Source organism: Micrococcus sp. GbtcB5 (assembly GCF_019091605.1).
Classification (GTDB): Bacteria; Actinomycetota; Actinomycetes; order Actinomycetales; family Micrococcaceae; genus Micrococcus; species Micrococcus luteus.
In genome coordinates this window covers 21,170-41,260 of record NZ_JAGXJK010000019.1, presented here as the reverse complement: position 1 = coordinate 41,260, position 20,091 = coordinate 21,170, and the positions used below count along the sequence as shown (strand labels likewise).

General features: G+C 73.4%; 15 protein-coding genes. 9 read left to right on the top strand and 6 right to left on the bottom strand.

All coding sequences use genetic code 11. The features are described 5' to 3' along the window. Nucleotides 1-33: 33 nt before the first annotated feature. From KVS67_RS08440 to KVS67_RS08420, 5 genes are read left to right on the top strand one after another with little or no spacing between them, the layout of a single operon-like run. Nucleotides 34-1,629, top strand: a complete 1,596-nt coding sequence (locus tag KVS67_RS08440) for a pyridoxal-dependent decarboxylase (protein WP_049147986.1) — start codon at nt 34-36, stop codon at nt 1,627-1,629. Beyond that, nucleotides 1,626-2,951, top strand: coding sequence for a lysine N(6)-hydroxylase/L-ornithine N(5)-oxygenase family protein (locus tag KVS67_RS08435; protein ID WP_049147985.1), 1,326 nt, complete (start codon nt 1,626-1,628; stop codon nt 2,949-2,951). Before KVS67_RS08440 ends, KVS67_RS08435 begins: the two co-directional genes overlap by 4 nt. A gap of 5 nt (nt 2,952-2,956) precedes the next feature. Next, nucleotides 2,957-3,601, top strand: coding sequence for a GNAT family N-acetyltransferase (locus tag KVS67_RS08430; protein ID WP_223246401.1), 645 nt, complete (start codon nt 2,957-2,959; stop codon nt 3,599-3,601). Further along, on the top strand, nt 3,598-5,433 hold the full coding sequence (locus tag KVS67_RS08425; RefSeq protein ID WP_063189627.1) for an IucA/IucC family siderophore biosynthesis protein: 1,836 nt from the start codon (nt 3,598-3,600) through the stop codon (nt 5,431-5,433). Before KVS67_RS08430 ends, KVS67_RS08425 begins: the two co-directional genes overlap by 4 nt. Next, nucleotides 5,430-8,135, top strand: coding sequence for a GNAT family N-acetyltransferase (locus KVS67_RS08420; protein WP_063189625.1), 2,706 nt, complete (start codon nt 5,430-5,432; stop codon nt 8,133-8,135). Before KVS67_RS08425 ends, KVS67_RS08420 begins: the two co-directional genes overlap by 4 nt. Before the next feature lie 75 nt (nt 8,136-8,210). Here KVS67_RS08420 and zapE read toward each other — a convergent pair whose 3' ends face one another. Continuing rightward, nucleotides 8,211-9,266 carry a cell division protein ZapE gene (zapE, locus tag KVS67_RS08415; RefSeq protein ID WP_081339234.1) on the bottom strand — a complete coding sequence of 352 codons (1,056 nt, stop codon included), beginning with the start codon at nt 9,264-9,266 and terminating at the stop codon, nt 8,211-8,213. A 222-nt stretch (nt 9,267-9,488) separates the two neighbouring features. On the opposite strand from zapE, the gene KVS67_RS08410 reads away from it, so the two are divergent. Genes KVS67_RS08410 through KVS67_RS08400 form a run of 3 tightly spaced genes read left to right on the top strand, consistent with a single transcriptional unit; the run spans nt 9,489 to nt 11,404 of the window. Next, entirely contained in the window at nt 9,489-10,382 is an 894-nt protein-coding gene (locus KVS67_RS08410; protein WP_063189621.1) for a sulfurtransferase, read from the top strand. A gap of 37 nt (nt 10,383-10,419) precedes the next feature. After that, nucleotides 10,420-10,878 carry a SufE family protein gene (locus KVS67_RS08405; RefSeq protein ID WP_020624761.1) on the top strand — a complete coding sequence of 153 codons (459 nt, stop codon included), beginning with the start codon at nt 10,420-10,422 and terminating at the stop codon, nt 10,876-10,878. A gap of 7 nt (nt 10,879-10,885) precedes the next feature. After that, nucleotides 10,886-11,404, top strand: coding sequence for an aminoacyl-tRNA deacylase (locus KVS67_RS08400; protein ID WP_036383781.1), 519 nt, complete (start codon nt 10,886-10,888; stop codon nt 11,402-11,404). Between the two features lie 24 nt (nt 11,405-11,428). On the opposite strand, the gene pgsA is transcribed toward KVS67_RS08400, so the two are convergent. The 5 genes from pgsA to KVS67_RS08375 all read right to left on the bottom strand — a co-directional run bounded on the left by pgsA (nt 11,429) and on the right by KVS67_RS08375 (nt 18,866). Continuing rightward, nucleotides 11,429-12,040 carry a phosphatidylinositol phosphate synthase gene (gene pgsA / locus KVS67_RS08395; RefSeq protein WP_063189619.1) on the bottom strand — a complete coding sequence of 204 codons (612 nt, stop codon included), beginning with the start codon at nt 12,038-12,040 and terminating at the stop codon, nt 11,429-11,431. Next, complete coding sequence (locus KVS67_RS08390; RefSeq protein WP_063189617.1) at nt 12,040-12,720, bottom strand: HIT domain-containing protein; 681 nt, start codon at nt 12,718-12,720, stop codon at nt 12,040-12,042. The genes pgsA and KVS67_RS08390 overlap by 1 nt, the downstream gene beginning before the upstream one ends. Further along, nucleotides 12,717-14,735 carry a threonine--tRNA ligase gene (thrS, locus tag KVS67_RS08385; protein WP_063189615.1) on the bottom strand — a complete coding sequence of 673 codons (2,019 nt, stop codon included), beginning with the start codon at nt 14,733-14,735 and terminating at the stop codon, nt 12,717-12,719. Before thrS ends, KVS67_RS08390 begins: the two co-directional genes overlap by 4 nt. 109 nt (nt 14,736-14,844) lie before the next feature. Then, entirely contained in the window at nt 14,845-18,543 is a 3,699-nt protein-coding gene (locus KVS67_RS08380) for a DNA polymerase III subunit alpha (RefSeq protein WP_063189613.1), read from the bottom strand. After that, nucleotides 18,540-18,866, bottom strand: coding sequence for a DUF6504 family protein (locus KVS67_RS08375; RefSeq protein ID WP_036313205.1), 327 nt, complete (start codon nt 18,864-18,866; stop codon nt 18,540-18,542). The genes KVS67_RS08380 and KVS67_RS08375 overlap by 4 nt, the downstream gene beginning before the upstream one ends. 473 nt (nt 18,867-19,339) lie before the next feature. Here KVS67_RS08375 and KVS67_RS08370 point away from each other — a divergent pair, with 473 nt between their 5' ends. Further along, on the top strand, nt 19,340-20,059 hold the full coding sequence (locus KVS67_RS08370) for a DUF6318 family protein (protein WP_036313203.1): 720 nt from the start codon (nt 19,340-19,342) through the stop codon (nt 20,057-20,059). The last annotated feature ends 32 nt before the right edge of the window (nt 20,060-20,091 follow it).

Genomic DNA, 20,091 nt, shown 5'->3' with positions numbered 1-20,091 from the left:
GGAGCCGACGACCCCCTCACGGAAGGCCCTCCCATGCTCCCTCGCCTGTTCGGACTCGGCGATCCCGCCGCCTACCTCGACGCCACCGGCAGGGCGGCCCGGGTGGCCGTCGACACCGCCTACGACCGCGCGGGGGTCCACCCGGACACCCCGTCGACGCACCTGGCCGACGCCGTCGGCGCCGTCGACTTCTCGCAGCCGACGGGCAGCCTCGACGACGCCCTCGCCGAGGTCGCGGAGCTCTACGCCCACCAGACCACCGCCTACCACCACCCGCGCTATGCCGCTCACCTCAACTGCCCGGTCCTGCTCTCCAGCACCGCAGCGGACACCGTGCTCGGGGCGCTCAACACGGCGGTCGAGTCCTGGGACCAGGCCCGCTCCGCGGCGCTCATGGAGCAGCGGCTCCTGGCCGAGGTCGGACGCTGGTGCGGGTTCGCCGCGGGCGACGGCGTCTTCACCTCCGGAGGGTCGGCCTCCAACCTGCAGGCCATGACGCTGGCCCGCGGCCGCGCCGTGCAGCGCCTCACCGGCCACGCCGGGCTCGCCGACCTGCCCGCCGAGGTGCTCGGCTCGCTGCGCGTCTTCGTCAGCGCCGCCACGCACTACAGCATCGCCAAGGCAGCCGGCCTGCTCGGGCTGGGTCGCCACGCCGTGGTCGTCGTCCCCACCGACGCCGCCGGGCGTCTGGACCCCGGGGCCCTGGCCGAGGCGGTCGAACGTGAGGTGGCCGCCGGTGCCGTGCCGATGGCCGTCGTCGCGACGCTGGGGACCACCGACCGCGGCGCCATCGACCCGCTGCCGGCCATCGCCGACGTCGCCGAACGCCACGGGATGTGGGTCCATGCGGACGCGGCCGTGGGCGGGATCCTCGCCGCGAGCGCGGCGACGCGCCACGAGCTGCCGGGGCTGCACCGTGCGGACTCGGTGACGATGGACTTCCACAAGACGTTCTACGTGGGGCTGGCCTGCAGCGCGCTGGTGGTGCGGGACGCCGAGAGCCTGCGCCATGTGACGGTGCATGCGGACTACCTGAACCCGGAGGACAGCGTCCATCCGAACCTGGCGGATCGGTCCTTGCAGACGAGCCGCCGGTTCGACTCGCTCAAGCTGTGGCTGACGCTGCGTGAGCATGGGGCCGAGGCGGTGGTGTCCCTGTTCGCGGGGGCGCGCGAACGCACGCGGCAGGCGTGCGGGATCCTGCGGGCCCGGCCGACGTTCGCGGTGCTGGAGGATCCGACGCTGGTGACAGTGCTGTTCCGGGTGCGGGCCGAGGGACTGTCGGAGGAGGAGTGCACGGCGGTGCAGGCGGCGACGCACCGGGAGCTCGTGGCCGGCGGGCGCGCGCTGATCGCGACGACGGTGGTGGACGGGGTGCCCCATCTGAAGTTCACGATCCTGAACCCCGCGGTCACCTCGGGCGAGCTGGAGGAGCTGGTCGACGTCGTGGAGGAGGCGGCGCTGCGGCACGTCGACGCGGTGCGGGCGAGCCGTCATCGGTGGCGCGGGGTGGCGCGGACCCGTCCGCATGGCCCGTCGGTCGCCGTGTCCTGCACGCTCCCCGCTTCGGCGGGGCCACGTCCGTCCGCGGCGCGCGTGGACGAGCACGGAGAGCAGGTGTGCGCATGAGCCCGGCGTCCACGTCCCCCCGCCGCGTGCTCGCGATCGGGCTGGGCCCGTTCAACCTGAGCCTGGCCGCGCTGGCCCACCCGCTGCCCGACGTCGAGGTGGAGGTGGTGGAGAGCCGCGACGCGTTCGTGTGGCACCCGGGCATGATGCTGCCGGGCGCGCAGATCCAGGTGCCGTTCCTCGCGGACCTGGTGACGTTCGCGGACCCGACCTCCCCGTACTCGTTCCTGGCGTATCTCAAGGCGATGGGCCGGCTGCACCGCTTCTACATCCGGGGTTCCTGGTACCCGCTGCGGCGGGAGTTCTCGGACTACTGCGCGTGGGTGGCAGCCCAGCTGCCCGGCATCGCCTACGCGACCACGGTGACGGCGGTGCGGTGGGACGATCAGGCGGACGAGTTCGTGGTGGAGGCGGCCTCCGCGGCCGGGACCAGCACGCACCGGGCCGACCACGTGGTGGTGGGCACGGGCACGGTGCCGTCCCTGCCCGCGCCGCTCGCGCGCGTCGCGGAGGAGTCGGCCCGGGTCGGCGCGTCCCCCGTGGTGCACACGGGTGAGTACATGGGCCGTCGCGAGGACATCGCCGGGGCCGGGTCGGTCCTGGTGGTGGGCAGCGGCCAGTCGGCGGCGGAGTGCGCCCTGGACCTGCTGAACGCGGGCCACCCGGACCTCACGTGGGTCACGCGCTCACCCCGGTTCTTCGGCATGGAGGTCGGCCAGCTCACGCTCGAGCTGACCTCGCTGGACTATGAGCGGCACTTCGCCACTCTGCCCCGGGCGCGGCGGGATGAGATCAACGCATCCCACCGGTCCCTGTACAAGGGGATCAGCGAGTACACGATCGAGGACGTCTACCACGCGCTGTACGAGCGCCAGGTGGGTCCGCTGGACCCGGCCCGGCTGTGGCCGGGCACGTCGGTGACGGACGCCCGCCTGGTCGCGGGCCCGGGTGCGCCCCGGGTGGAGGTCACCCTGCGCGACGAGGAGACCGGGGTGACCGGGGGGCACGTGGTGGACCGTGTCGTCGCGGGCACGGGCTACCGCCACCCGGACCATCCGTTCCTGGAGCCGGTGCGGCACCTGCTGCGCGCGGAGGACGGTCGGACGACGGCGAACGCGGACCACGCGATCGACGTGAGCGGCCGCCGGATCTTCGTGCACAACACCGCCGAACAGCCCCTGGGTCTCACCGGCCCGGACCTGGGCATGGCGGCGGAGCACAGCGGCCGCATCCTCAGCACGATCGCCGGCCGCCAGGTCTACGCGCAGGCCGAGTCGATCGCGTTCCAGGACTTCGGTGCCGTCGCGGCGGGCGTCCGGTGAGCGCCGTGACGCCGCCGCAGACCACCGTGGACGGTGCGGCCGCGAGCGCGGCCCGTCGTGTGGAGCTCCGTCCCGTGGGCGCGCAGGACCATCCGCTGCTGCACCGGTGGGTGACGTCCCCGCACGCCGTGTACTGGGAGATGACGGAGGCGGGTCTGGCCGACGTCGTGGCCGAGTACGAGGCGATCGCCGCGCACCCGCACCACCACGCGCACGTGGGGCTCGTGGACGGGACCGCGACCTTCCTGGTGGAGGTCTACGACCCGGCCCACTCGGAGCTGGCCGGACGGTATGCGGGCGCGCCCGGCGACGTCGGCCTGCACGTGCTCGTCGCCCCGACGGACACCCCGGTGCCCGGGACCACGGACCTGGTGATGGCCGCGGTGGTGCGCTGGTGCCTGGCCCAGCCGGGGGCGCGGCGCGTCGTCGTCGAGCCGGACGAGCGCAACGCCGCCATCCGGGCGAAGAACCTGGCCGCCGGGTTCACGGAGCTCGGTCCCGTGGCGCTGGGATCCAAGACGGCGATGCTCTCGATCGCCACGCCCGAGTCCTTCACTGCCAGCCGGATCGGCGTCCTCGCCGCCGGGCTGGACCTCACCCTCCCCGAGCCCCCGCTCCTCCTCACCCCCGACAGGCAGGTGTCCGCATGACCCCCGTCCCCCCGTCCTCCCCGTCCCGCCTGGACGCGCTGACGGCGCCGACCGCCCGGCACGCCCACCGGCTGCTCGTCGCCAAGGCGATCCGCGAGTTCACCCATGAGCGGCTCCTGACGCCGGTGCGCGGCGAGCGGGTCGACGACGCCGGCCGCCACGCCTACACGCTCACCCTGGGCGGGGTGCGGTGGACGTTCACCGCGCGTGCCCTCCCGCTCGAGCACCTCGGCGTGGATCCGGACTCGGTGTGCCGTGCCGGGGATCCGGACGCGGTGGCCGTCGACCGCTTCGTCCTCGACGCGGCCGAGGTGCTCGGGCTGGCCGGCGAGGCGCTGGACGTCTATCTCGAGGAGCTCGCCTCCACCTTCGCCGCCCGGTGCCACACCCTGGCCGGCGAGCGCCCGTCCGCCGCCGACCTGGTGGACGCGGACTACACGGCGGTGGAGGCCGCCATGAGCGAGGGACACCCGGGCTTCGTGGCCACCAACGGCCGCATCGGCTGGGGGGCCACGGAGTACGCGATGTTCGCCCCCGAGGGCGGGCGGGCGCTGCACCCGGTGTGGCTCGCGTTCCCCTCCGAGCTCGGGGGACGGTGGACCTGGCCCAAGACCGCGAGCGCGGGCGCCGCCGTGCCGGCGCCGCCCCCGCCGATCACCGAGGCGGTGGCGGGCCTGTGGGCGGAGCGGGCGGCGGCGCTCGACGTCGATCCGGAGGCGTACACGCTGATCCCGGTGCACCCGTGGCAGTGGGAGCACCGGATCCAGGTGGCGTTCGCCCCCGACCTCGCCGTGGGGCGGCTGGTGCACGTGGGCGAAGACCCGGACGCGTTCACGGCCATGCAGGCGGTGCGCACCCTGTTCAACGCGAGCGACCCGCACGCCCCGCAGCTGAAGACGGCGTTGTCCGTGCAGAACATGGGGTTCGTGCGCGGCCTCTCCCCCGCGTACATGTCCGTCACCCCGGCGATCAACGCGGTGGTGGCCGACCTCGTGGACTCCGACCCCCTGCTCGCGAGGTGGGGCTTCGGGGTGCTGCGGGAGTACGCCTCGGCCGGGTACACCGGGGACGCCTTCCATGCCGTGGGCTCGAAGGGTCCTCACACGAAGATGCTCGCCGCCCTGTGGCGGGAGAGTCCGCTGCCGCGCCTGGCGGAGGGCGAGCGGGTCATGACCATGGCGGCGCTGCTGCACCGGGACGGCGGGGGCCGCTCCGTGGCGGGGGCGCTCGTGGAGCGCTCGGGGCTGACGGCGGCGCAGTGGCTGCACGGGGTGGTGACGGCCTACGTGACCCCGCTGGTGCATCTGGCCGCCGCCTACTCGACCGTGTTCATGCCCCACGGGGAGAACATCGTGCTCCGCCTGCGGGAGGGACGGGTCACCGGCGCCTTCCTCAAGGACATCGGGGAGGAGGTGGTGGTCGGCGCGGACGGCGTCCCGCTCACGGAGCAGACCCGGCGCATCCGCATCGACCTCACCGACGAGGACCTCTCCCTCTCCTTCTTCACGGACATGCTGGACGGCGTGCTGCGCCATCTGGCCGACGTGATGGACGCGGACGCCCTGCTGCCGGCGGAGGAGTTCTACGCCGTGGTGGGGCGGGTCCTCGCCGAGTACACGGCCCTGGGGCTCGCGGATGTGGAGCGCCTCGGCCTGGACGCGGAGGACTTCGCGCACTCGTGCCTGAACCGGTTGCAGCTGCGGAACGCCACGCAGATGGTGGACCTGACGGACCCGTCGGGCTCGCTGCTCTACGCCGGTCGCCTGGCCAACCCGGTGTCCGCGCCGCTGCGCCGCGCGCTGGCGGAGCTCCGGCAGGACGCCGCGGCATGAGCGCGGACGCGTGGACCGGGACGGCGACGGGTGACGTGGCGGGCCGTTGCCACCGGGACGCGCACGGCGTGCCGACGCTCGTGGCCGCGTCCCTGCCCGAGCTGGCCTACCTCCAGGGGTGGCACGTGGCGACGGAGCGGGCCTGGCAGGTCGACTGCGAGCACCGCCGGGTCACCGGCATGGGCGCCGAGGTGTTCGGCCCGCCGGCGGTGGCGAACGACGTCGCCGCCCGGCAGATGGACCTGGACGGCGCGGCCCGCCGGGCGTTCGACGCCCTCGACGACGCGGAGGACCGGGCCTGGTTCACCCGGTTCGCCGACGGCGTGAACGCGGGGCTGGACGCCGGGGCCCGGCGCGCGCCCGAGTTCGCCGCCCACGGGGTGAAGCCGCTGCCGTTCGACCCGCACACGGCGCTCGCCCTGCACCTGGGCTACAACGTCTGGCTGACCAACGCGCCGGCCGCCCTGTTCCGCACCCTGCTGGCCGAGCGCTTCCCCGCGCTCGCCGCGGCGCTGATCTCGCCGCGCCCCGACGCGGACGGCTCGAACGCCTGGGCGGTGCGCGTCGGCGCCGAGGGCGCTCCGCTCGTGGCCGCCGACCCGCACCGGCTGCTCGAGCTGCCCGGCGTCTACCAGCAGGTGCGCCTCGTGGTGGAGGCCGAGCGTCCCCGGGACCGCGTCGACGTCGTCGGCCTGGCCTTCCCCGGTGTGCCGGGCGTCCCGCATGTGGGGCAGTCCGAGCACGTCGCGTGGGTGACGACCTCGGCGATGGTGTCCTCGCTCGAGATGGTCCTCGAGGACGCCCCCGAGGGGCCGGAGGTCCTCGACGCCCGGACCGAGCGGGTGCACGTGCGCGGCGGCGACCCCGTGGACGTGCGGGTGGCCCACACCCCGCGCGGGCGGCTCGTGGACGTGCCCGGCGCCGGCCCGGTGAGCATGCGGTTCCCCGCCTGGGACCGCGCCGACACCGGCCTGCCGAGCGCGCGCCGGCTGCTCACGGCCGCGAGCGCCGCGGAGGCCTGCGCGGTGCTGGACGGGCACGTCGAGCCGGTCAATCGCGTGATCGTCGCGGACCGGCGGACGGTGCTCACCCGGCACGCCGGGGCCGTGCGGCGCCGGGATCGACGCTCGGCCTGGGGTGCGGCGCGGGCCTCCGCGCTGGGCCGGGGCTCCGCCGACGGGTCCCTCGATCAGCGCTGGGTGCGCTGGCCCGCGCCGGCCGCGGCGGACGACGTCGTGGTGGCGGCCAACGAGCCCCACCCGGACACCGCCTGCCTCACCGTGGACGCGTGCGCGCCGTGGCGGTCCCGCCGCATCCGGGAAGCCCTCGAGGCGCTGGCACCGCAGGAGCGGACCGTGGACGCGATGGCCGCCCTGCAGACGGACACCCGGACCCCGGGCGCGCCGCGGGCCTGGCTCGCCGACGCCGTCGACGCGCTCGTCGCGGACGGCGTGCTGGCCGCGGAGTCCGTCCCGGCGTGGGCCGGCGACGCCGCCGCCGGATCGGCCGCGGCCCGCTGGTGGCTCCTCGTGGAGCACGAGGTGGCCGCCGCCCTGATCGCGCACCTGCCGCCCGCCTCGCGGGCCCTGCTCGGCGGCCCGTGGGCACCGTGGGGCGACGCCGCCGCATGGGTCGGCGCGGCGCTCGCCGAGCGCGGGCCGGAGCCGCTGCGCGCGGCCCTGGGGATCACAGCGTCGACGAGGGACCTCGTGCGGGCCGCCGTCGCCGCCGTCGACGACGCCGCCGAGCCGCCGGGCCCCGACGGCGCGGCCCGGACCTGGGGCGAGGCGCATGCCCTGACCCCGTTCCTGTTCACGCACGAGCATCCCGGCGGGCCGGACGAGCCGGGGCTCGCCGACGTGCTCGACACGATCGGGTCCGTCCGGGTGGGCGGCACCGCGGACGCGGTCTGCGCCACCTCGCACGCCCCCGGCCTGGCCGTCGGCACCCACCGCGGGCCGGTGGCCCGGGTCGTGTTCGACCTCGGCGACCGCACCCGCAGCCGGTGGGTCGTCCCGTTCGGCGCCTCCGGTCTCGGAGGCGGGCACGTGACGGATCAGCTGGACGCGTGGGCCGCCGGCCGCCTGCTGCCCGTGCCGTCCCGTCCCGTCCCCCCGTCCGCCGGCAGCGGCGTCGCACCCGCCCGCTCCGTCCCCGGCGGGGCCCCTCCGGGACGCATCGTGGCCGAGGTCGGCGTCGGGGCGTTGGGCCTGACCATGACGCGCGTCCGCCCGGCCCTGGACGCCCCGCTGATCCACGCACTCGTCACGGAGCCGCGGGCGGAGTTCTACGGGATGCGCGGGCACAGCGTGCAGGACGTCGAGGAGGTCTACGACTTCCTCGAGTTCCAGCCCACCCACGCGAACCACCTCGTGTGGCACGGCGGGACCCTCGTGGCCCTCGTGCAGACCTACGACCCTCGCGCGGAGGAGGTCGGCGGCGCCTACGAGGTGCGGGACGGGGACCTCGGATTCCATTTCATCACCGCCCCCGGCGGCCTGCAGGGGCGCGCCCGCGCCACGGCCTACCGGAGCATTGTGGACTGGTTGGGCGCACGCCCCGGCACGCGTCGGCTCGTGATCGAGCCGGACGTCCGCAACACGCGGGCCGTGAAGACCGCCCGGGCTCTGGGCTTCACGGTGGACCGGGAGGTCGAGCTGCCGGGCAAGCGGGCGGCGCTGTGCTTCCGCGACGTGCGCTGACCCGGCCCCGCACACGGCGACGCCGCGCACCCGCCTCGGGTGCGCGCCGTCATCCTGCCGGTCAGGGGCGGTGGCTCACTTGTGCTCGGCCACGCCCGTCTGTCCCTCCCGGACCAGGGCGGTCATGCGGGAGACCGTGCGGAAGTACTTCTTCATGTAGCCGCCGTGCATCATCTCCTGCGTGAACAGGGCGTCGAAAGGCACACCGGAGGCGAGGACGGGCACGTCCTTGTCGTACAGGCGATCCGCGAACACCACGAAGCGCAGGGCCGTGGCCTGCTCCGTGATGGTGTGCACGTCGTGGAGGGCGAGCACGTCCACGTCCTTGACGAGCTCGCGGTAGCGGGAGGGATGCACGCGGGAGAGCATCGCGGTGAGGTCCGCGAAGTCGTCCACGGCGAGCACGCCCGCGTCGGGGAAGTTCTCCTGGGCGGTGGCCTCGACGACGGCGTCGTCCAGCGGCGACGGGGCGGCGGAGAGGCCGCGGTGGCGGTAGTCCTCGCCGTCCACGCGGATGACCTCGAACTGGTCGGCCAGGACCTGGATCTCGCGCTTGAAGTCCTGCGCCGCGAAGCGTCCCTCGCCGAGCGAGCCCGGCAGGGTGTTGGAGGTCGCCACCAGGCGCACGCCGGCGTCGGCCAGCTCGCGCATGAGCCGGGACATCAGCACGGTGTCCCCCGGGTCGTCGAGCTCGAACTCGTCGATGCACACGAGGGTGTACTCCTTGAGCTCGTCCACCGCCTTGCGGAAGGACAGGGCGCCCACGAGGTTGGTGTACTCCACGAACGTGCCGAACGCCTTGGGCCCGGGGGCCGCGTGCCACGTCGAGGCCAGCAGGTGGGTCTTGCCGACGCCGAAGCCGCCGTCGAGGTAGATGCCGGCCGGCCCCGCCGCCCGCTTCTTCCCGCCGAACAGGCCGCCGAGGAACCCGCCGCCCGAGCCGCCCCGGCCGAGGTCTGCCGCGAACCGGCGCAGCCGCTCCACGGCCTGTGCCTGCGAGGGGTGCGCGGGGTCCGGGATGTAGGTGTCGAAGGACACCGTGCCGAAGCGGTACGACGGGTGGAAGCCGGCCAGCAGCTGGTCCGGGGTGACCTGCGGCGAACGGTCGGCGAGGTGGACGATCTGAGCCACGGGACACTCCCAGGGTCGACGACGGGGATTCCGGGCCATGCTATCGGGCCGCGGACCCGACCCATGTGACCTCGCGTGTCCCGGACTGAGGGGCCCCTACCCTCTTACGTGACACCGATGTGCCGTAATCTGTCGCGCAGGGCACGGACACGGAACCCGCCGTCGTCGTGCCGCCCGCCCCGGGCCCGTGCGGGCCCGCCCGACGCGAAGGAAGGCAGTGCCATGACCGATACCGCCGCGAAGTTCTCCGAGTACGCCCACCCCGAGAAGCTGGTGTCCACGCAGTGGGTCGCCGACCATGTCGACGACGAGGACGTCGTGGTCCTCGAGTCCAACGAGGACGCACTCCTCTACTCCACCGGCCACATCCCCGGCGCCCAGCGCGTCGACTGGCACACCGAGCTCAACGACCCCGTCACCCGCGACTTCGTCGGCCCCGAGGCCTTCGCCGAGGTCGCCGCCTCCAAGGGGATCTCCCGGGACACCACCGTGGTGTTCTACGGCGACAAGTCCAACTGGTGGGCCGCCTACGCCCTGTGGGTGTTCACCCTCTACGGCCATGAGGACCTGCGCCTGATGGACGGCGGCCGTGACAAGTGGATCGCGGAGGGACGCGAGACCACCCGCGAGGTCCCGACCGTGGCCCGCGCCGAGTACCCGGTGATCGAGCGCGACGACCACACCGAGCGCGCCGCCCGCGAGGACGTCCTGCAGGCCATCGGGACCACCCCGCTGATCGACGTCCGCTCCCGTCCCGAGTACACGGGCGAGACCACGCACATGGCCGGCTACCCGCAGGAGGGCACCCTGCGCGGCGGCCACATCCCCACGGCGGCGTCCGTGCCGTGGGCGTCCGCGGCCAACGAGGACGGCACCTTCAAGTCCCGCGCCGAGCTGGAGCAGGTCTACCGCACCGACGCCGGGCTGCGGGAGGGCGACGACGTGATCGCCTACTGCCGCATCGGCGAGCGCTCCTCCCACACCTGGTTCGTGCTCAAGTACCTGCTCGGCCACGAGGACGTCCGCAACTACGACGGCTCCTGGACCGAGTGGGGCAACGCCGTGCGCCTGCCCATCGCCGTCGGCGAAGAGCCGGGCGAGGCCCCCGCGCGCTGAGCCCCCGGCACGGCGTGGATCACTAGACTGGGACACCATGACCGAGAACCACGCCGTGCCCGCCGCCCTGGCCGAGATCATCGACGACTTCGCCGGGGTGCCCGATCCCGAGAAGCTCGAGCTGCTGCTGGAGTTCTCGGACGAGCTGCCGGCGCTGCCGGAGCGCTACGACGGCCACGAGGCCGAGATGGAGCAGGTCGTGGAGTGTCAGACCCCGCTGTTCCTGGCCGTCGAACTCGAGGGTGAGCCCGGCCCGCAGGCCCCGGTCCGCCTCTTCATCACCGCTCCCCCGGAGGCGCCCACCACGCGCGGCTTCGCCTCCGTGCTCACCCAGGGCCTGGACGGGCTGAGCGCCCTCGAGGTCGTGGACGTGCCCGAAGACATCCCCACCCGCCTCGGCCTGGCCAAGGCCCTCACCCCCCTGCGCCTGCGCGGCATGTCCGCCATGCTCGGCCGCATCAAGCGCAACGTGCGCGAGCAGGCCGGGATCGCCTGAGTCCGCCGTGGGCCAGCGCAAGAAGGATCGCGGCGCCCGGCACGGGGCGGCCACGCCGGCCGTCGCCGCACTCGAGGCCGCCGGGGTCCCGTACCGGCTGCACACCTTCGACGTGGCCCTCGACGCCGGCGGCGAGCGGTTCGGCGTCCAGGTCGCCCGGGCGCTCAGCGTGCCCGCCGACCGACTGTTCAAGACGCTGATGGTGGCGGACCCCGACGGCGCGCTCGCCGCATGCGTGGTGCCCGTGTCCGGTCAGCTGGACCTGCGGGCCGCCGCCGCGGTGCTGGGCGTCAAGCGGCTCGCCCTGGCCGATCTGGCCGTCGTCGAGCGCCGGACCGGCTACGTGCGGGGCGGCGTCTCGCCCCTGGGCCAGCGCCGACCCCACCCCGTCGTCCTGGATTCCTCCGCCCTCGACGCGGAGCTCATGTACGTCTCCGGCGGGCAACGCGGCCTGGATGTGGAGATCGCCCCCGCCGACCTCGTGCGGGTGACGGGCGCCGTCGTCGCGGAGATCGCGGCGGACTGACGGGCGAGTCCTGCGGCGGACCGGTCAGGCGTCGTCGCGCGCCTGGCGGCGCACCGCGACCATGCGCTGGCCGACGGTGACCAAGGAGGCGGCGGCGAGCAGCCCCAAGGTGACGGCCAGGACGACCGGGGGCAGACCGAGGCCGGTGAGGCCGGCGACCACGAGGGTGGCCACGAGCCGTTCCGCTCGCTCGGCGATGCCCACGTGCGCGTCCCAGCCGAGGGCCTCCGCCTTGGCACGCACGTAGGAGACGAGCATGCCCAGGGCGAGGCAGGCCCCGGAGAGCGCGCCGACCGCGGGTGCGGCGCCGACGCCGAAGCCCCACAGGCACAGCCCGAGGAACACGGCCGCGTCCTGCACGCGGTCCAGGGTGGAGTCGAGGAACGCGCCCCAGCGGCCGGTGGACCCGGCCTCGCGCGCCATGATCCCGTCCACCAGGTCCGAGAACACGAACGCGGTGATGAAGAGCGTGCCCCAGAACAGGTGCCCCAGGGGGAAGAGCACGAGCGCGCCCAGGCTCACGCCGAGTGTGCCGACGACCGTCACGGTGTCCGGACTGACCCCGGCCCGCAGGAGCGTACGGGCCACCGGGGTGAACAGGCGGGTGGTGACGCCGCGCGCGTGACGGTCCAGCATCAGGCGGGGTCTCCGGCCCCCGGGCGAGGATGCTCGGCCGCGGCACGGGCGTTGGCCGCCTGGCGCGCGGCGTGGTCCCGGGCGGCCCGGTCCCAGACGTCCGCGAGGATCTGCCGGGTCTCCCCCAGGGTCTGCGACATGTTCTTGGTCCGGGCGATGATCGGCAGGAAGTTGCCGTCGCCGGTCCACCGGGGCACCACGTGCTGGTGCAGATGGGCCGCGATCCCGGCGCCGGCCACCGCCCCCTGGTTCATGCCGAGGTTGTAGCCGGACGCGCCGGCGGCCTGGCCGAGGGCGAGCATCGCCGTCTGGGTCAGCTCCGCCATCTCGGCGGCCTCCTCCGTGGTGGTGTCCGTGTACAGGGGCACGTGGCGGTAGGGGCAGACGAGCAGGTGACCGGGGTTGTACGGGTACAGGTTCAGCACCACGTAGGCGGTGCGGCCGCGGTGGACGATGAGGGAGTCCTCATCGTCGCGCTGCGGGGCCGCACAGAACGGGCAGGTGTGCTCGTCCTTGACCTGGCCCGTCCCCTTGGACACGTACGCCATGCGGTGGGCGTTCCAGAACCGCTCGAAGGCGTCCGGGGCGCCGGGCAGCTCGAAGCCGTCCGTGGCGGCGGCGTCCGCCGACGCGCGGGCCTGCGCCCGCGCGTCGGATCCGCCGGTGCCGGGGCTGGTCATGGGGTGACCTCGCGCTCGCGCACCGCCTTCACAATGCGTTCGATCGCCTCCTCCACCGGCACGCCGTTGTCCTGGGTGCCGTCGCGGAAGCGGAAGGACACGGCGTTCGCCTCCCTGTCCTCGCCGCCGGCGATCAGCACGAACGGCGCCTTCTCCTTGGCCGCGGTGCGGATCTTCTTCGGGAAGCGGTCCGAGGAGTCGTCCAGGCGCGCCCGGATCCCCTCGGCACGCAGCTTCGCGACGACGTCGTCCAGGTAGTCGTTGAATGCCTCGGCCACCGGGATGGCCACGACCTGCTCCGGGGCAAGCCAGGCCGGGAACGCGCCGGCGTAGTGCTCGGTGAGGACGCCCAGGAAGCGCTCGATGGAGCCGAAGAGGGCGCGGTGGATCATCACGGGGCGCTGACGGGTGCCGTCGGCGGCCTGGTACTCGAGGTCGAAGCGCTCGGGCAGGTTGAAGTCCAGCTGGATGGTGGACATCTGCCAGGTGCGGCCGATGGCGTCCCGGGCCTGGACCGAGATCTTCGGGCCGTAGAACGCGGCGCCGCCCGGATCCGGGACGAGCTGCAGACCGGAGGCCTCCGCGACCTCGGCGAGGGTGCGGGTGGCCTCCTCCCAGATCTCGTCGGAGCCGACGAACTTCTCCGGGTCCTTCGTGGAGAGCTCGAGGTAGAAGTCGTTGAGGCCGTAGTCCTTGAGCAGGTCGAGGACGAAGTTGAGCGTGGTGGTCAGCTCCTCCTTCATCTGCTCGCGGGTGCAGTAGATGTGGGCGTCGTCCTGGGTCATGCCGCGCACGCGCGTGAGCCCGTGGACCACGCCGGACTTCTCGTACCGGTACACGGAGCCGAACTCGAACAGCCGCAGCGGCAGCTCACGGTAGGACCGGCCGCGGGAGCGGTAGATCAGGTTGTGCATGGGGCAGTTCATCGGCTTGAGGTAGTAGTTCTGCCCCTGGCGCGTGATCTCGCCGGTCTCGGGATCACGGACCTCGTCGATGCGCATGGGCGGGAACATGCCGTCCGCGTACCAGTCGAGGTGGCCGGACACCTCGTAGAGGTGCTGCTTGGTGATGTGCGGGGTGTAGACGAACTCGTAGCCGGCCTCGGTGTGGCGCCGACGGGAGTAGTCCTCCATCTCCTTGCGGATGATGCCGCCGCGCGGGTGGAACACGGGCAGGCCGGAGCCGAGCTCGTCCGGGAAGGAGAAGAGATCCAGCTCGGCGCCGAGCTTGCGGTGGTCGCGGCGCTCGGCCTCGGCGAGGCGCTCCTGGTAGGCCTTGAGGTCGTCCTTGCTGGCCCAGGCGGTGCCGTAGATGCGCTGCAGCTGCTTGTTCTTCTCGTTGCCGAGCCAGTAGGCGGCGGCGGAGCGGGTGAGCGCGAAGCCGTTGCCGATGAGCTTGGTGGAGGGCAGGTGCGGGCCGCGGCAGAGGTCGCACCACACGGCGTCGCCGGTCTTGCGGTCCACGTTGTCGTAGATGGTGATCTCCCCGGCCCCGACCTCCACGGAGGCGCCCTCGCCGGCGGTGTCCGCGGCGTCCTTCTTGCCGAGCAGCTCGAGCTTGTAGGGCTCGTCCGCCATCTCGGCGCGGGCGGTCTCCTCGTCCACGACGCGGCGGCGGAAGGTCTGGCCGGACTTCACCATCTTCTGCATGAGCGAGGAGATCTGCTTGAGGTCCTCGGGGGTGAAGGGCTCGTCGACGTCGAAGTCGAAGTAGAAGCCGTCCGTGATGTACGGGCCGATGCCGAGCTTGGCGCCCGGACGCAGCTGCTGCACGGCCTGGGCCATCACGTGGGCGGTGGAGTGCCGCAGCACCTCGAGGCCCTCGGGCTCCGTGATGTCCACCGACTCGACGGACGCGCCGGCGGGGATCTCGCGGGCCAGGTCCCAGAGCAGGCCGTCCACCCGCATGACGGCGGTGGTCGGCTTCTCGCGGAAGAGGTCGAGGCCGGTGGTGCCGTGCGTCACCTCCCGCAGCTCTCCGTCCACGGTCAGCAGGATGTTCTTCGGCTCCGACACGGTGCTCCTTCGAGGTCTGGCTTCGGGATCGGTGGCGTACGGGGGCCACCGTCGGCCGCGTCCCATTCTAGGGGCGCGGCCGGACGGCGGGGCACGGAGGCGGACGGTCTCATCTGTCCGGGGTGGGCAGCAGCTCCCACGTCTCCGGGTGGGGCACCGGGATCGGGGGGTGCTCCGGAGCGGGCCGATCGGGTGCCGTGCGGCCGGGGCGGGCCCCGCCGGCCGGCCCGACGTCGGTGCGCACCTTCACGGGCCAGCCGCCCGTGCCGTGGTGCGGGATGTCCGGCAGGGGCTGCGCCCCGGTGCCCGCCCGGCCGCTGCGGCGCGCGGCGGCGGCACGGCGGTCCGCCGCGAGCCAGTCCCGCCACTGCTGCCGAGTGGTGTCCAGGTAGTCGGGGTCCGGGAGCGTCTCGGGCCGGTGCAGGTCCCAGGCGCGCACGGCCTGGACGGACACGGCCCGGTCGCCGGTGCGCCGGACGGTGCCCTCGATCAGCAGGAGGCGGGCGGAGAAGAGCATCTCCCCGGAGGCGTGCTGGGCCTCGGTGAAGAAGGAGGCGTCCACGCAGCCGGTGCCGTCGTCCACGGAGAGGAACACCACCCGCTTGCCGCTGCGCATGGGCGGGGTCTGGGTGGCCACGCGCACCCCGGCCACGAGCACCCGGGACTGCGTGCGCAGCCCGAGCAGGTCCTTCGCCCGGGTGACGCCGAGCGCGTCCAGGTACGGGGCGTGGGAGTCCATGAGGTGGGCGGTGACGTCCAGGGCGGTGAGCTCCAGCTCGGTGCGGACCCGGGCGGCCGGGCCCGGGTCAGGGAAGAGCGGGGCGAGGGCGGTGAGCTCGGTGTCCGGCAGGTCCAGGGCCAGCTGGCCCTCCACCTGCCGCGGACGGGCGGACCGCGAGCGCGGGGCGGTGCGGCCGGGGGCGGTGCCGCGGGTGGTGGAGTGCTGGAGTTCGAGGTGGTGGACGAGGTCGGTGCGGGAGGCGCCGCCGGGTGGGAGGAGGCAGTCGAGGGCGCCGAGCTGGGCGAGGCGTTCGAGGTTGCGGGCGGTGGGGCGGGCGCGGTCGCGGACGTCGGCGAGGGAGCGGTAGGGGCGGCCGGCGTCGAGGCGGTCGGTCTCGGCTTCGCTGAGTCCGGAGAGGCTGGTGAGGGGCAGGCGGATGCCCCAGCGGCCGGGGGCGCCGTCGTCGACCTCGGGGTGGGCGGGGACCCATTCGACGTGGACGTGGCGGGAGGAGGCGTTGACGTCCACGGGGAGGACGGGGATGCCCATGCGGCGGGCCTCGGCGACCATGAGGCGGGCGGGGTACATGCCGGGGTCGTGTTCGAGGATGGCGGCCATGAAGGCGGCGGGGTGGTGGGTCTTGAGCCAGGCGGAGTGGTAGGTGGGGACGGCGAAGGCGGCGCCGTGGGCCTTGCAGAAGCCGAAGGAGCCGAAGGCGGAGAGGGTGGCCCAGACCTCGTCGATGACCTCGAGGGAGTAGCCGCGGGCGAGGGCGCCGGTGCGGAAGGCCTCTTCGACGAGGTGTTCCTGCGGGCCGCCGAGGAGGCGGCGGTGCTCGTCGGCGCGGGCCAGTCCGCAGCCGGTCATGACGTCCATGGTGCGCAGGACCTGTTCGTGGAAGACGGTGACCCCGTGGGTCTCGGCGAGGACGGGCCGCAGGTCGGGGTGCGGGTAGTGGGCGGGTGCCCAGCCGTGCCGCTGTTCGAGGAAGGGCCGGACCATGTCGGACTGCATGGGGCCGGGGCGGAAGAGGGAGATGTCCACGGTGAGGTCGTTGAACTCGCGGGGGGCGAGTTTGCCGACGAGCTCGCGCTGGCCCGGGGACTCGATCTGGAAGCAGCCGAGGGTGTGGGTGGTGCGGATCATCGCGTAGGTGGCGTCGTCGTCCAGGGGCACCTGTTCGAGGTCGATGCGCTCGCCCGTGGTGCGTTCGACCTCGGCGATCGTGTAGGCGATGGCGGACTGCATGCGCACGCCGAGGATGTCGAGCTTGAGGAAGCCCATGGGGTCCATGTCGTGCTTGTCGAACTGGCTCATGGGCAGGCCCATGCCGGAGGGCTGGACGGGGGTGCGGTGCAGCAGGGCGGCGTCGCCGAGGATGACGCCGCAGGGGTGCATGGAGATGTGGCGGGGCAGGCGGTCGAGGCGTTCGGTGAGGTCGACGAGCAGGTCCAGCTGGCGGTCGCCCTCGGCGCGGCCGGACTCGATGCGGCGGGAGAGGCCGCCGAGTTCGGGCATGCGCTGGAGGGCCTCGCGGAAGTTCGAGGCGGAGAAGCGCCAGAGCTGCTTGGCGATGGCGTCCACCTCGGGTTCGGGCATGCCGAGGGCGAGGCCGGCGTCGCGGACGGCGCCGCGGGCCCGGTAGGCGTTCTGCATGCTCATGAGGGTGGTGCGCTCGGCGCCGAAGCGCTCGACGACGGCATGGTAGATCTCGTGGCGGCGGGCGGACTCCACGTCGATGTCGATGTCCGGGAGGGTGGAGCGGTCGGTGGAGAGGAAGCGCTCCATGATCAGGCCGTTGGCCATGGGGTCGACATGGGAGATCCGCAGGGCGTGGTTGACGAGGGAGGAGGCGCCGGAGCCGCGGGCGGCCACGCGGATGCCCATGCCCTCGATGAGGTCGACGACGGCGGCCACGGTGAGGAAGTAGGAGGAGAAGCCGAGTCGGGTGATGATGCCGAGCTCGTGTTCGGCGCGGTCCTGCAGATCCCGGGCCGCCTGGCTGGTGCCGGGGAGGCCTCCCCCGGTGTGGAGGTGGGGGTAGCGGGCGAGGAGGCCGGTGCGGGTGCGCTCGCGCAGCACGTGCTCCGGGGGGCCGTCGATGCCGATGACGGCGGCCTCGGGGACGCGGGGCACGCCCCAGCCGAGGTCTGTCTCGGGGTCGAGCGCGCAGGCCTCGGCAAGGCTGCGGGTGGCCTCGAGCAGGGCGGCGGGTCGGTCGTCGGCGGCGGCGGCGACCTCGTGGGCGATGCGGTGCATGGCGGCGGTGGACTTGAGCCAGCCCTGCCCGTTGGGTTGCAGGTCGTGGAGGGCGTCGAGGGAGCTGAGGGCACGGACGGCGTCGAGGACGTCCGCGGTGGCGGCACCGTCCGGGGCCGCGTAGCGCACGGCGTTGGTCAGGACGGCGGGGATGCGGGCCTGGCGGGCGGCGCGGAGGGTCTTCACGGCGTGCCCGGTGTCGAGGCGGCGGCCGGGGGCGGAGAGGTGGGTGACGACGTCGGCGTGGGGGCTGCCTGCGGGCAGGGCCGCCTTCCAGCGGTGCAGGGCGGCGAGGCCGGCCGCGTACCGGCGGCGGGCCAGGTGGCGGCCGACGTCCGAGTCCGGGCCGAGGAGGACGAACAGCTCGGGGGTGGGCGGGTTGTCCCGGTTGGCGGCGGTGGGGACACGGCCGGCCGCCGCGGCGGCGAGCTCGGCGACGCTGGCCCAGGGGCTGCCACCTGCCGCTCCCCCGGTGGTGCGGGCGTGGGCGGCGGAGACGAGCTCGCACAGGGAGCGGTAGCCGGAGCCGTGGCAGCCTCCTCGGGCCAGCACGACCACGCGGCCGGCGTCCTCGTCCTCGCTCCACCGGACGGCCAGGTCCACGCCCACGATCGGGGTGATGCCGTGGCGCAGGCAGGCGCCCACGTGTTTGGCCATGCCGTAGAGCCCGTCCCGGTCGGTGCAGGCCAGCAGGTCCATGTCCGCGGCCGCGGCGGCGGCCACGAGGTCCTCGGGCCAGCTGACCCCGTAGTGGGCGCTGAACGCGGAGGCGACGTGCAGGTGGGCGAAGGGTGCGACGGTGCGTCCGGCCGCGGCGGCCCGGCTCATGCCGACCGCCTCAGATCCTGGGCGTGCTCGTGGACGCGCACGAGCCGCCACCGGCCGGAGTCCAGGTGGTGGGCGACGTCGAGGGTCTGCAGGGGCGCGGCGCCGGCCCGGGCCAGGCGGACCTGCAGCCGCCACATCTCGTGGTCCACGAGACCGGCGCCGCGGCCCTTCTCCGCGCGGACCTCCTCCGCCCACCAGCGGCGCCGCTCGAACCAGCGCATGGGGCGCTCTGCGAGGACGTAGTCCCGCCCGTTCCAGCGCAGCCCCTGCGGGGTGCCGTCTGCCCCGCACTCCACCGCCACCGACTGTGTGAGGACTCCCATTCTGCTTCTCTCCCTGTGCACTGCTGACCGGACCGACGACGGGGTGCCGTCGGGCGATGGGAGCGCGGCCCGTCCGGCGGACCGGACGCGGGGAAGAAGTGGGAAGGTGGGGCCGCACCCCCGATCGTACTCGAACATGTGTTCGAATGCGATGGGTGCGAACGTAGGGCAGCCGCCGGACACGTTAAGGACGCATGACCCCGAGACGGGCGAGGCCGGGAACGCCCTTTCGTGAGGCCGGCTGACCGAGTCCTGGCCGTGGGTCTCGAACCCGACCCTGGGGCGCACATGCACGAGAAAATCGTCTCTGGGCCGGAAGAAGTGCGCCGGCACGGCCCTGTGGACAATGCGAGCAGGACCACAATCCGTCTGCGTATACTCCGAACCAACCGGGCCTCGCATACCACGGGCACCGCACTGCGGGATCAGCGCGGGAGGCGCGGACACACGACGGACATCCAGTTGGAGGGGAAATGTCTCTCACCGCACCCGGGCGCGCCCTGCGCCGCCACCGATTCGCCCAGGCCGGCACGCTCAGCGTGGCCTTGGCGCTCACGCTGACCGCCTGCGGCGGGCAGTCCGAGCCCGCCGAGTCGTCGACGACGTCGCCCTCGTCCGCCAAGCCCGCCGTCGAGACGTCCGCGCCCGCGAGCACGAGCGCGACCGCGGGCGTCAGCTCATCCCCCACGGCCACGGAGAGCGGGTCCGGCGAATACGTGCCCGCGTCTGCCGACGGCCCCGCGCGGAACGTGCCCAAGCCGGAGATGCCCGCCGCCATGAAGGAAGAGACCAAGGAGGGCGCCGAGGCGGCGATTCGCTACTTCTGGGAGGCCATTTACTACACCGACCAGACCGGGGAAACTGCTGATTTTGATTCGACATACAGCGAATACTGCGAGCTTTGCCAAGCCGTATCCGACTCAACTGCCCAGCACTACAAAGAAGGTGGCTGGTCAACGGGAGAGCACACCTCGATCAAATCGTTAACTCTCACCCCGTCAGAGTTTGGCTACACCGCTACTCTTGTTCGTGACGCATCCGCTGTAGATGTCTTCGACTCACAGGGCGTTAGAGACGACTCTGCCAGTGGGGCGGAAACTCACGACGAGACCTGGCTGGCCGACGTAGTCTACGAACCCTCCAAGGGCCACTGGGTGATCGATGAAATGCAAAATCAACAGGATGCGCAATAATGCTTTCTATCTCGCGTATTCTGATTGCAATA